Raw genomic sequence first — 13,520 nt, 5'->3', positions numbered from 1 at the left:
TTATAAGTCAGCATTTAAAGTCCAAATGCTTAAATCAGAACTGTTTTAACTGCGTCAATCATCGAAGTGGCTACCTGGAAATCCATGCTCCGGAAAGCAAGCAGCGATGCAATAAACATGAGAGCTACAATAGCAAACAAGCTCATGCAAATGTAGGAAGATACACGCTGCGCACGCGGACCGACGGTAATTCCCCAGCTAACCAGAAACGACCACAAACCGTTGGCAAAGTGATAGGATGCCGCAACCACACTGATCAGATACAAAATAAACGTTACCGGGTTCATCACGATGCCGTGTATGACACCGCCAAGCTCTTCGTGTGTGACATTCCCCAGCGCAACCTGGAAACGAGTCTCCCAAATATGCCAGATGACGAACACAAACGTAATGACACCGCTGACGCGCTGCAACGTATAGCGCCAGTTGCGCTCATTGCCAAAACGTCCCACGTTAGGCTTGGCCTGATAGGCAATGTACAAACCATATACACCGTGATAGAACAGCGGCAACCAGATGAGAAGCGTTTCAAGTACAATTACGAGCGGCAGGCCATTCAGAAATGCAACTGCATCGTTAAAGCCTTCTTTGCCGCCTTCAACTGCCGAGAAGTTCGTCACCATATGCTCAATGAAAAACAGACTGAGCGGAATGACGCCAAGCAAGGAGTGCAGCTTTCTGGAGTAAAACCCTTTCATAAAATGTCGATCCCCTTTCGCTAAATACAACGTTTTCATAAATAAAATTCGCTTATCATGACACAAACCTTTCCCAAGGAAAGGTTCGACAAATTGTTCCGTTTTCTTCAGGTGTGAACAACTTGTGTCACGATTCATGTTACTCCTTTTTTTCTTATAAGGGAATTGCAATATAATTATTAAATGTTATAACCTATAGGTATAAGTTATAAACATCGGTCGTGCAGGCCATACAACATGAAGAAATATTTGACAAGGAGATGCCTCACGCAAAGTACATTCATACGTTCATTAGAAAAGAGGTTAGTGCTCATGTTCGAGGAATTAAACGCTTTTGCGGCGGTTGTAGAGCAGTCCAGTCTGAACCGTGCATCGAAATTGCTGAATCTGTCACAGCCCGCGCTGTCTCGCAAAATCTCCAAATTGGAGGATGAGCTCGGCGTAGCGCTCTTTCATCGCCGTGGTAAACGACTCGAATTAACCAGCGTAGGCCAGTTCGCCTACACTTTCGCGGTAGAGCAGAAACAGCAGCAACAAAAATTTCTGACCATGCTGGCCCAGTACAAGGACGAAGAACAAAGCTCCATTACACTTGGAGCCAGTCTGACAACGCTTCAAACCACGTTGCCGCCGCTGGTAAATGCCTTTATGGAGAAACATCCGAATGCGGAAATCAAACTGGTGACGGGGAAAACGCATGAAATTGTCTCTTTTGTGCGGGATAAAAAAGCTGATGTAGGCATCGTTGCCTCTTCTATTAGTGAAGCCGGGCTGAACTGTGTGCCGCTCTTTGATGATCATCTGGAGCTGGTTGTGCCTTTAACGCATCCCCTATCGGGTAAAGAAGCCGGAATGGAGCATTTGCAAGATCTGCCGATGATTACGTTCTCCAAAGGAACCTGGTATCGCAAATTAACCGACGACCTGTTCCAGCGCTGCGCCGTAATGCCGGATATTCGCATGGAGATTGACTCCTTTGAAGCGATTGTCCGTCTTCTGCCTACCTGCAAAGCAGCAGCCCTGTTGCCCAAGTCGTACCTCCGCCCTCAATTGCTTGCGGACAATGACCTCGTCTCGGTATATCTGCCGCAGCTGCAACAGACACGGCGCACAACCTGCATGATCTATGGGGAAAAGGAAAACCTCAGCCAGACCTCCAGACAGTGGGTCAGGGAAACGGCTGCCCTCTTTACAGCAAAGGCGCCGCTGCCCTCACGGAGGACAACGACGCCTTAGCATTCATATCAATCAGCCGAGTTCAATGCTCAGCATTCCAATTCATAGATTCAGATCTAGCTCTCCTGGCTGATCACTTCTTCCTCAAAACGGTCAATGTCATCATTCATGCCGATAATTACCATGATATCACCCATCTGAAGCGAGTCCAGTGCAGTCGGGGCAATAATGACTCCGGCTTCCTTTTGCAAGGCTACAATGCTGCAGCCAAAGCGTACCCGTGCATTCAGAGTGGATAGCGTTTTATTATGCAGACAGGCTGGAACCTTCATCTCCACAATACTGTAATCATCGGACAATTCGATATAATCCAGCAGATTCGGGGTAACAAGCTGATGGGCAACCCGGATTCCCATATCACGCTCAGGATAAACCACACGATCGATTCCCAGCTTGTCCAGTGCCCGTCCGTGAAGAACGGAAATGGCTTTGGCCACAACTGTCTTTACACCGAGTTCCTTCAGTAAAATAGCAGTGAGAATGCTGGTCTGGATATCAGCCCCGATGGCAACGATACAGCAGTCAAAATTACGGATGCCGAGGGAGCGCAGCACTTCCTCATCAGTGGAATCCGCGACGACGGCATGGGTGACCAATTCGCTCATGTCTTCGACGACTTCTTCATTTTTATCGATCCCCAGCACTTCATACCCAAGCTCCATTAATTCCTGTGCCAGACTGGAGCCAAAGCGCCCAAGCCCAATTACCGCAAACTGCTGTGTTTTCATTGTTCTTCACGAACCCCTTATCCAATAATCATTTTGCCTTCCGGATACCTGTACAATTCTTTACCCTTTTTCTGTCCGAGTGCATACGCGAGCGTAATCGGTCCAAGACGCCCTGCAAACATGGTGAAACAGATCAAAAGTTTGCCGATCGTGGTCAGCTTCAGTGTAAGCCCCATAGATAAACCTACAGTACCGAAGGCGGATGTCGTCTCAAATAATATCATCAAAAAACTGCTGTCTTCCGTCGTACTAAGCACCATCGTAACGGCAATAATGAGCAACAGAGCAAGCAGCGTAATCGTCAGTGCTTTGAAAATGCGTTCCTGTAGAAGCCGATATCTGAAAAAGACGATATCTTCCCGTCCCCGCATCATGGCAATAACTGCTCCGGCCATAATCATGAACGTGGTTGTTTTAATGCCGCCTCCGGTAGAACCGGGGGAAGCACCAATAAACATCAATATAATAATGAAAAATTGCGTTGCCTGCCTCAGGCCAGCAATGTCTACCGTATTCGCCCCTGCTGTTCGCGGGGTTACCGACTGGAAGAACGAACCGAGAATTTTGCCCCCCCAGTTCAGACCACCCAATGTCCGGGGATTGCTGAATTCAAACACAAAGATCACCAGTGCTCCAAATACGATCAACAAACCGGTTGTCAACAGCACCACTTTGGAATGCAGCGACAGCTTCTTCGTCCTCCGATACTCCACCAGATCGGACAGCACAACAAAACCGATACCGCCTGAAATAATCAGGAACATGGCTGTAAAATTCACGAGCGGATCATACACATACCCCGTAAAGCTGCGGAATTCTCCGAACATGTCAAACCCGGCATTGTTGAACATGGAGATCGCATGCCAATATCCATAATAGATGGCCTGCCCCATTGGCATATCGAACGACCAGCGAATGGCGAACAACGTGCCACATATGCCTTCGAGTATGAGCGAGTACATCACAACCTTGCGAATTAGGCGGACGATCCCCTCCATCGTACTCTGGTTCATCGCTTCCTGCAAAATCAACCGCTCACGCAGAGAGATCCGGCGTTTAAATGCAATCGCCACCAGTGTCGACATCGTCATAAAGCCAAGCCCGCCAATTTGAATCAGGATTGCAATTACGATCTGACCCAACGTCGAAAAATGAGTACCTGTATCCACTACAACCAGCCCCGTTACACAGACTGCGGAAGTCGCAGTAAAGAGTGCATCAATAAAAGGAAGGCTGACTCCGCTTCGACTGGATGCCGGGAGCATCAACAGAAGTGTCCCGAGCAATATAATACCCGCGAACCCCAGGACCAGAATTCGGGGTGGTGATAGACGCATCCATTGAACATTCATTTTCACTTGAGTATCATCCACCTCTGCCAAAAAGAAAATGACTCCACGATGTGGAGCCTTTCTCCGAAGCGCTTTTCCATATCACTTGACGGAATAGCCAAGCACTTGGAAAGCCCATTTCGGAGCGTAAACATGTATGATTTTCGCTGTAATACATATACATTAGGTTGGAATACCTTTGATACATTCTATTCGTTCCCTTGTTCGCCTAAAGACATGCGGAATATGGGACATTTGATTCAAAATTATAAGCGCTGTGACGTTTGTATACAAAACGATTTTTGTGTAAATAGCATCGAATTCCGTCAAAAAGGGAAAAACTCAGATATGGCGACGGATAGATCGGATTGTTTCGGTCATTTTCATTCGTTTTCATGCATTTGCACCGCTTCTCGTTTCGCCATTGGCATTCGGAGCTTGGGCTGTGCTATCTTTACTTTAATATCCATATTAATAAAGGAGGAACAACATTAAATGAATCCCTTAGGGCAGCCTTTGGTACTCAAAGCTAACTTCAAGCGTTTAGGGTTGCTTGCGGCGATTGGCCTGATTCTGTTTTTCGTTTTTCAAATCTTCCCTGCCACCTCATCGCAAACGACTGATATCCAGTCTACTTCCTTCATAAGCAAGGAGAAAGCAGCGGAGTCGGCACGATCTTTTGCAGCTTCTCTACCTGACTATACCCTTCCGACGAATACCGGAAACGAGCTTGTGACGTACCAAACCCATTCCGATATTTATGGGTATATGGCGAAAACCAAACAGTTAGAAACCTATAACAAGAAATGGGAAACAACCTATCCTTACGATGTGTACCGCGTTCGTTTGCCTGATCAGGACAAAGGCGGTTATTTGAATGTTGACGTACATATGAGAACAGGAAAAGTTGTCGGTTTCAAGCGCGAACTCCCTTCTTCCCTGTATGCATCCATTGAGGCTGAGCAGGACAAAAGCAAAGTGAATGCTGCCCAACGTTTAGCTGAAGATAACCTTTCCTTAAATGAAAAAGAGCAGCTTGCCGCTGGCGTCCTTGGCGAATTCGGGTATAATGTGCCAAAACTTCAGCTGGACACCCGTGAAGAAGAAGCGGGGCTGAAATACACGGATAATGAAAAGCAAATTGGGGATTCCAAGCTGGAACTGAACTTTACATTTGAAAACGGAGCCGTTCGCTCCTTCGAATCGGTATTCTCAGTCCCTACCTCCCATACCGACTATGTAGAAAATCAGACTCGGCAAGCCAACTGGATGACTTACGGTGGTTATGCTTTTCTTACCTTTGTGCTTGGCGTGCTCGCGATCATCTACAGTATTCTGACCAGAGCACATACCTCGTTCAAACGCGGAATCGTTCTGTCTCTGATATACTTTGCGGCTTCTGTGATTGGCACACTGAACATGATTCCACTCTTTCAGGCGCAAGGGCTGTCTAACTTTATGCTGACCTTCCTGATGGTAATGCAGGCTGGGATAACGCTGGTCATGAGTGCAACCATCTATCTGTCACTCGTTGCCGGTGACGGCATGTGGCGCAAAATTGGTCTGAATCCTTGGCCTCGGGCCAAAGAACCCGGATACGGCAAATATGTGCTGCACAGTATGTATACAGGTTACTTATGGGCGTTGATTCTGCTGGGTGTGCAATCCGTACTGTTCTTTATTTTGGAGCGCAGTATTGGAAGCTGGTCAACAACATCGGCTGACCAGTCCACTTATAACATGAGTTATGCCTGGATCTTCCCGATTATGGCCTGGATGGCCGGGATTGGTGAGGAAGCAGTCTATCGTCTGTTCGGAATTCGCATGATGCAGAAGGTTGTACGCAATACGTTCATTGCCTGCCTCATCCCAACATTGATCTGGGCTCTGGGACACACCCTGTACCCGATCTATCCGGTCATCACACGTCCAATAGAGCTTACGGTCATCGGACTCTTGTTCAGTCTGATCATGCTGCGTCACGGCTTCATCGCCGTTGTATTCGCCCATGTTATCTTTGACAGCCTGTTGATGGGGCTAAGCCTGATCTTCATGGGTGATGCTCTGAACATTTCCGCCGGACTCTTCTGGATTGTGCTTCCGGCCATCGTTGGTTATGTCATTTACAAAATGAATCCAAAACAAAAAGAGAAGCCGTATGTCACGACTCCTCATCACGAAGTGCTGCAATAATCTGATTCGCAAGCTTGTCACCAATAGATAGAGGCCGGAAGTCTTCGACGCTGGCCTCTTTTATTTTGCGTAAAGAGCCAAAATGCTTCAGCAGCAGCTTGCGCCGCTTTTCTCCGATCCCCGGAATAGCATCCAGACGGGAAGTCACCATCGATTTCCCACGCTGCTCGCGATGGAACGAAATCGCAAAACGGTGGACCTCTTCCTGAATCCGCTGCAACAGGTAGAACTCCTGACTGTCACGCGGCAAGGAGATGACTTCCGGCGGGTTGCCGATCATCAACTGTGAGGTCTTGTGCTTCGCATCCTTCACCAGTCCACATACCGGAATAAACAATCCCAATTCATTTTCCAGAATGTCCACGGCTGCCGAAATCTGACCTTTACCTCCATCGACCACGATCAGGTCAGGCTGGGTTAAGTTTTCCTTCAACACCCGTTCGTAACGACGACGGATGACCTCACGCATCGTTTCATAATCATCCGGGCCTTCAACCGAACGTACCTTGTACTTCCGATATTCTTTCTTATCCGGTTTACCATCCGTAAATACAATCATGGCAGATACCGGATTCGTTCCCTGGATGTTCGAGTTATCAAACGCTTCAATACGGTGAAGCTGATCCAGTCCAATAAAGCGTCCCAGTCCTTCCGCAGCTTTTGATGTCCGTTCTTCATTCCGCTCAATCAGGCGGAACTTCTCTTCCAGTGCAACACGTGCGTTATCCACGGCCATGGTGATCATCTGGCGTTTCAATCCACGCTGCGGAATATGGACTTTAATTTCCAGCCATTCCTGCAATGCTGCTGCGACCTGAGAAGGATCTTCGAAGCCTGGAGGCTGTTTATCAGCCGATACATCTTCCTGAGCAACAGCGTCGTCCTGGTTAACCATCGCAGCTTCTTCCGTCGCTGCTTCGGGTTGGATATCACCATAAGATGCACGGGACTCGGCTACACGCAGCTCAACCGCAGAATCTTGCGCCAATCCCGTTGCCTCTTCTGACTCGATTGTCACCGCCGCAGGTACCGCTCCATCAGCATCGGATATATCATCCGCACCACTGTCACCCGCTGCCAGATCTTTTGGCATTTCCGGCAGTAAGATTTCCTGTGGCAACGCTGGATTATCACTGTAATACTGGGTCACGTAAGACATAAAGTCACTGTATGCCTCACCGTAAAACGGGAACGTTGATACGTGTCGTTCGATCATTTTCCCCTGACGCATATATAGAATCTGGACACACATCCAGCCTTTATCAATGGCAAAACCAAACACATCGCGGTCTCTGGCATCCGCCATCGTAATTTTCTGTTTTTCCATCATCGCATCAATGGCAATGACCTGATCCCGAAGTTCCTTGGCACGTTCAAAATATAGATCCTCAGCCGCTTCCTGCATTTTACGCTGTAAATCCTTTTTGATCTCCTCATGCCCGCCACTCAAAAATGAACTGATCTCTTGGGAGATCTCATCATACTGCTCCTTGCCCACTTCTTGCACGCAGGGAGCGAGGCACTGTCCCATATGATAATACAGGCAAACTTCCTTCGGCATCACGCCGCATTTGCGTAACGGATACATCCGGTCAAGCAGCTTTTTCGTTTGGTGTGCCGCATATGAATTCGGATAAGGTCCGAAGTATTTGGCTTTATCTTTGAGCACCCGCCGGGTCACTTCGAGACGGGGATGCTTTTCATTCGTAATTTTAAGGTAAGGGAATGTCTTGTCATCCTTGAGCAACACGTTATACCGCGGCATATGCTTCTTGATCAGGTTACACTCCAGAATGAGTGCTTCCATATTACTGCCGGTAACGATATATTCGAAATCACGGATTTCGGACACCAGGCGCTGTGTCTTCCCATTATGACTGCCGATAAAATATGATCTTACGCGATTCTTCAGCACTTTCGCTTTACCTACATAGATAATGGTACCTTCACTGTTTTTCATCAGGTAGCAGCCAGACATGTCAGGCAGCAAAGCCAGCTTGTGGCGGATCTGCTCCAGTGCCTTCTCCTGCTCCTGTACGTTTGTAATGAATTCATCCATAATTCGGTGGGTCCTCCTTCCCGAAAAAAGTATAAATAAAAGGTTACACTGTTACCACTCCGATTGCACTACCATCTTCCGATCGCTGTGATCCCCAGATTTTTTCGATTCCTTTTTGCAAAGGGAAAATCCGGTGATAGCGAATGCTTCCGATGCAGCTTTCTTTCAGAAAGCTTTAGGCGAACGCTTCGCTTTTCCAGGTTTTTTCTGTCTTCTCCGTTACTGTGTAAATAATTAGTTCCATTAATATATAAGGGAAAACAAGTCTTGGGATAAATACATGCACTGCGGTTCTACAGATCGGATCTGCACCTACGTTATCATGTAAAAATAATTATATCTTATATTGTCCTATATGAAAGGTTTCGACGCAAAACGCCCCCGGCGCATAACCGGAGGCGTATGTGAAATCTTGGTCAATTATTGGTGTTTTTCGATAATTCCTTTGAGAGCATCTTTCGAATTCAGACCAACCACTTTATCAACCGGTTGACCATCTTTGAAGAAGATCAATGTTGGAATGCTCATTACGCCGAAGCGGGAAGCGGATTCCGGATTTTCGTCCACATTGACTTTAGCAATTTTCACTGCATCGCCAACTTCGGTGGACAGCTCTTCCAGGATTGGAGCGAGCATTTTACAAGGACCACACCAAGGCGCCCAGAAATCAACAAGAACCGTTCCTTCGCCTTCGACTTCAGCGTTGAAGGATTGATCGGATACGTTAACAATAGCCATGAAATTGTCCTCCTTATATATACTTACGGTTTATTTTAACCTGTAACGTCGCGAACGACACTTCCAGTATAACACAGCTACTCTAATGTTGTGAAATGAACGGATCAATGTTCATCTTCCCAACATCAAATCTTCACAATTGAAGAACTTGCAGGTTCGCTGCAAAATCTTTACAAACGCTTTCTTTTCCAAGTATACTAAAATTACTCCGGGCTTCAGCTCCCTGTAAGGGCAAGCTGTTATCCCCATAAGGAGGCAATACCATGGATGCAAATGTGCGGATCAACGACCCGCGTGAACATGTGAACGAGGAACCCCGTAACGATCTGTTTGATCTGATCGCGGGTGTTGCTGGCATGGCCGGCCTGATGACGGTTATCTTTTTCGGAATGGTTATTTTCAAATTTATCACCGAATAGGAACTTCAGGCTGCACGCAGGCCAGAAAAGCCCGGTTTTCGCTACAATGCGAAAGCCAGGCTTTTTTTGGACTATAGGAGTAAAAAATAGATCAGATCGGTAACATAAATAGAAATTAACGTTTGCCCCGTTGATTCTCACCCCGAACCGAGATGACATCAACAAACGGACGAATCCGGTCCATCAAACGCTGGCCTTTGTTCATTTCCTCGCCATCCCTGCTGGTGAAGCTAAGATGTTTCTCCAGCCCATCCAAGTTATAGTTGGACGTGTAAAATGTAGGTTTGCGATTCATACGGTAGTTCAGAATGGAACCCATCACATGATCCCGAACCCATGGGTTCAGATTCTCTGCCCCAATATCATCAAAGATGAGCAGATCACAGCTTTTCAGAATATCCGTCGTTTCCTTCAGCTTGTTTCCTTCACTAATCATGGATTTCAGATCCTCCACAAAATCAGGCATGTAGATAATAACACCTGTGTGGCCCACAACCGCGAGTTCATGCAGCAGATAACACATCAGAAACGTCTTGCCCGTTCCAAATGATCCTTCCAAAAACAGTCCTTGCGGAGATAATCCATTCTCCTTGGTGTCGTTAATATAACGCAGAACCTGGTTCACCGCCGGAGCACGCATCCGATCCTTGCCCATAATTTCCACATCGTTATATCCTGCATTGAGCGCACGCTCGTCCACATAGAAACTGCGGATTCTCTGCTTGATGACATGCTCATTTTGCCGGGCGATATGTTTGGAACAAGGTGCTTTTTTATCTATAATTTCGGGTTTACCGTTAAAATGCTCTACTTCCAGTTTGCAAAAGTGACCCTGGAAATCGTTAGGACAGTTGTCGAGCCCCGGACAGTTCGCACAGTTCTTCGAATCTTTGGCATACTGATACAGCTTGCTCAGATCGGTAATAAGCTGTGCATCTTTCAGTTCAGGATGACCTGTGCGGAATTCGCGTACGTACGGATCTTCCATCAAATCCGCCGCAATCCGCCGCGACTGTTCACGAAAGGAAGGATTCAGCTGCTGAAGCAGTCCTCCCAAGGATTCCATGGCTTCAAGCCCCCTTAATAGTTTCAATATAGAATGAACAATTGAATTTTACGATGACCATCATGATGGCAGGGTAACCTTCGATCGCTTGTAATTCTACTGTTCATTCTATATAAACTTGAGGAATAACTCAACATGTTCAGCTGGAAAAAGCATTATCCATTCCATGACAGTACGCAGAACTTCGGTTAGACACTACACAAAGAATTGATCCGATCACGCTTGGAAAATTAACGACGCAGCCCCACCGTAACAATCTCACAAGGTCCCGCTTGAAGAGCCCATTCTTTGCTAGTCAAGGCAGTGGAAGATTCATTTACCATCGAAGCATTCAGTTTGCCTGTCTCTTCCTCCAGAATGTTGCTCTGATATGCATCTTCCAATGCTTGCGGGATGGACTCAGAAGCAGCAAACTTCAACTCAGTTGTATTGGACCCCATATTATACCAACGCAACATCAGATCACCCGAATCCTCGTTCACCTTCAGTGAAGAAAACGCAAGACCGTCCCCTTGCCACGCAAAAGGTGTGTTGCTTGGTGTCAGGAATCCCGGATGTACGGTCGTCTGAGCCAAAGTCCATGGAATCTGGAACTGGTAAGCTTCAATGTACGCTCCGGATGTTGCTCCGTTCCCGTCATGAGGGATAATCTCCAGCTGGAAGGAATGCTCACCGAGACACTGAGCTTCCGGTGTAGGGAACAATCCCCAGTCTCCAAGTTCTCCCACGGCACGAAGCAGTGTTACGGCAATCGTATTCCGTCCATCCTCAAGAACCTCATATTCATTCAGACCCAGATTGGCTACAACCAATCCAGCCTGATCCTCACTCACATCAACAAAACTTTGCTGATGCTGGGTATTGCTCGGATTCTGCCATTCCGGTGCAGGCGTATTATCGCGAGTAGCAATTTCGAACATCGAGTCAACGTGATGAACAGCCGATGTCAGATCCGTCGGGAAGAGTGCCCGTACCCGATGATCCTTCGCCTGATTGTTGAAAGTTGTTTCGAGCTTGATACCTTTTCCACTGCGGCTTAACGACACAATGGTTCGGATCTTGAGCCTAATCATTTGTTTGGAACGTTGCGCTTTACGATGTGGATAATAAATCAGTTCCCGCTGCTCACGATCAAGCGTTTCATCAGCGGATTCAGGAATTTCCCAATGATGAACAATTTCGTACGAAGCTCTGTAAGGCGCATCTTCAATAACCCGAATTTCTGCCCGAAGATCCTTCGTAGTCAATGCCACTTCATTTTCCGGTTGCTTGAACATGTACTCATTGCCGATATCACCGACATTTTCATACACGCCAAGATCTTTATACGTCCGGCCTGTCCGTTTATCTGTAAGTTCAAACGACCCGTTGTCTGAAATATTTACGATAAAATATTCATTTTCCATGCCACGTTCACCACGCAGCAGTGTATTTGAATTCGTAGTGTTATCCACAGACTCCCCAGCAGCATTTGAATCACTCGCAGCATTGCTGTCCATACGAACCAAAGCATACGTCTTCAGGCCAAGTGCAGGCACATTCTCTGCTTCAAACGTAATGCTGACCCGACGGCAGCTATATGGCTGACGGAATCGATCATCCGGCAGATCATAGCCGAATTGCAGACCCAGATCCTCTACCGTACACGGAACTGGTTTGCCTTCTTCATCCACCAATATACGACCTGCCAGGTCGATGGCGTTCATTTTGGCTGCCATATCTTCCAATGAGAAACCATCGCGGAAGTACAAACGGGCCGCATCCAGTTCAATCTGAACTACACCGCTGCGCTCCCATCCCGATGTGTTAAACACAACCACAGGCCGCGCTTCCTCACCATATCGTTCAAATGTTGAAGTATCCACAGCTGCAGCGATTTGGCTGGTGCTATCCTCAATCAGGGCCTCAGCCACATGACGGCTCTTATCAAACCGGGTGACCATCTCGCGATGCACCTCGTCTACGCTACAGCCACAGATGCTGTCATGCGGATGATTCTGCATCAACGTTTTCCACGCATAGGTAAACTGATCATGCGGATATGGATGACCTAGCAGATGCGCGAACGAAGCCAGCGGCTCAGCTACTTTTTCCAACATGGCTTGGCCCAGTTGGTTCATCTGTTTCAGATAAACGCGTGCAGAAGCGGTGTTCACCAGAGTGCCCCAGCCATCGGTACGCTGGCTGCGCAGCTCTCCTTTTACAACAGACAGCTCCTGAACCGCAGATGCTTTCAACGCGGACAGATAGTCCGGGAAGTTGGAGTGAACAAACTCGATATCGGGATACAATTGTTCAGCCATACGGATGGCTTCAGGCAGATCCTTCTGAATTGGCTGGTGATCACATCCGTTCATGTACAGCAATTCATTGGTCGATGCATATTTCTCCGCGTCAGCCAGCTTGGTTTCCCAGAACTTGCGAGCTGAAGCTTCGTCCACCGGAACCTCATTCCCGTTAGAGTACCAGTTGGCGAATAAAACACCAAGCACTTTAGATCCATCCGGACCTTCCCACATCAGCTCTGAGAAACTGGATTCGTATCCATCGTCAGACACCATGTTGTTGAAGCCCGTTGGTTTCACGCCTCGCCCGAAAAAGACATTATCGATGCCCGATTGCAGCATAAGCTGCGGTGTCTGTCCTACAAGCCCGAACGTATCCGGGAAGTATCCGACCTTTGAAGGTGTTCCGTAACGTTTGGCATCCCGATGTCCGACCTGCATATTACGTACGTTTGCTTCACCACTGGTCAGGAAGGCATCCTGCAAAATATACCAGGGCCCAATGACAATCCGGCCATCACGAATATGCTTCTCCAGCCGTTCCTTCTGCTCCGGTCTAACCTGAAGATAGTCATCGATGATGATTGTCTGGCCGTCCAGGTAAAAGCTTTTAAAATCCGGCCCCTGATCGAGCTGATCCAGCAAGGCATCCACCAGCTGCACCAATCGCATATGATGCTTCTCATACGGCAAATACCATTCCCGATCCCAGTGCGTATGAGAAATAATATGCGCTCTTTTCGATTTGCTTGTTGGTTTGGTCATTG

Annotated in this window: 10 protein-coding genes; 3 read left to right on the top strand and 7 right to left on the bottom strand. The window is 47.5% G+C overall.

All coding sequences use genetic code 11. The annotated features are described in order from the left end of the window. Window positions 1-29: 29 nt before the first annotated feature. Entirely contained in the window at window positions 30-698 is a 669-nt protein-coding gene (locus tag HW560_RS11260; protein ID WP_076290972.1) for a succinate dehydrogenase cytochrome b558 subunit, read from the bottom strand. A gap of 312 nt (window positions 699-1,010) precedes the next feature. On the opposite strand from HW560_RS11260, the gene HW560_RS11255 reads away from it, so the two are divergent. Beyond that, entirely contained in the window at window positions 1,011-1,934 is a 924-nt protein-coding gene (locus tag HW560_RS11255; RefSeq protein WP_090904496.1) for a LysR family transcriptional regulator, read from the top strand. A 56-nt stretch (window positions 1,935-1,990) separates the two neighbouring features. On the opposite strand, the gene HW560_RS11250 is transcribed toward HW560_RS11255, so the two are convergent. Beyond that, complete coding sequence (locus HW560_RS11250; protein WP_076290888.1) at window positions 1,991-2,662, bottom strand: potassium channel family protein; 672 nt, start codon at window positions 2,660-2,662, stop codon at window positions 1,991-1,993. A gap of 17 nt (window positions 2,663-2,679) precedes the next feature. Then, a complete protein-coding gene (locus tag HW560_RS11245; protein WP_373564997.1) occupies window positions 2,680-4,014 on the bottom strand; it encodes a TrkH family potassium uptake protein in 1,335 nt (444 codons plus the stop codon). 474 nt (window positions 4,015-4,488) lie between these two features. Here HW560_RS11245 and HW560_RS11240 point away from each other — a divergent pair, with 474 nt between their 5' ends. Continuing rightward, window positions 4,489-6,186, top strand: a complete 1,698-nt coding sequence (locus HW560_RS11240) for a CPBP family intramembrane glutamic endopeptidase (RefSeq protein WP_090904497.1) — start codon at window positions 4,489-4,491, stop codon at window positions 6,184-6,186. Here HW560_RS11240 and uvrC read toward each other — a convergent pair. Both uvrC and trxA read right to left on the bottom strand, forming a co-directional pair. Beyond that, window positions 6,155-8,245 carry an excinuclease ABC subunit UvrC gene (uvrC, locus tag HW560_RS11235; RefSeq protein WP_179263096.1) on the bottom strand — a complete coding sequence of 697 codons (2,091 nt, stop codon included), beginning with the start codon at window positions 8,243-8,245 and terminating at the stop codon, window positions 6,155-6,157. The two genes, HW560_RS11240 and uvrC, sit on opposite strands and share 32 nt — an antisense overlap. 420 nt (window positions 8,246-8,665) lie before the next feature. Then, window positions 8,666-8,983, bottom strand: coding sequence for a thioredoxin (trxA, locus tag HW560_RS11230; RefSeq protein ID WP_036605788.1), 318 nt, complete (start codon window positions 8,981-8,983; stop codon window positions 8,666-8,668). Window positions 8,984-9,246: 263 nt separating this feature from the next. Between trxA and HW560_RS11225 the strand changes: the two genes are divergently transcribed. After that, the gene (locus tag HW560_RS11225; protein ID WP_090810527.1) at window positions 9,247-9,402 is read left to right on the top strand and encodes a YqzM family protein; all 156 of its coding nucleotides are present in this window, start codon (window positions 9,247-9,249) and stop codon (window positions 9,400-9,402) included. A gap of 115 nt (window positions 9,403-9,517) precedes the next feature. Here HW560_RS11225 and dnaI read toward each other — a convergent pair whose 3' ends face one another. Together dnaI and HW560_RS11215 are read right to left on the bottom strand one after the other, a co-directional pair. Beyond that, a complete protein-coding gene (gene dnaI, locus HW560_RS11220) occupies window positions 9,518-10,468 on the bottom strand; it encodes a primosomal protein DnaI (RefSeq protein ID WP_179263094.1) in 951 nt (316 codons plus the stop codon). A 230-nt stretch (window positions 10,469-10,698) separates the two neighbouring features. Beyond that, window positions 10,699-13,518, bottom strand: coding sequence for an alpha-mannosidase (locus tag HW560_RS11215; RefSeq protein WP_179263092.1), 2,820 nt, complete (start codon window positions 13,516-13,518; stop codon window positions 10,699-10,701). Window positions 13,519-13,520: the final 2 nt, after the last annotated feature.

Source organism: Paenibacillus sp. E222, assembly GCF_013401555.1.
GTDB lineage: Bacteria > Bacillota > Bacilli > Paenibacillales > Paenibacillaceae > Paenibacillus.
Note: the sequence above shows the minus strand (reverse complement) of the source record. Positions and strands in the feature narration are given on the sequence as shown.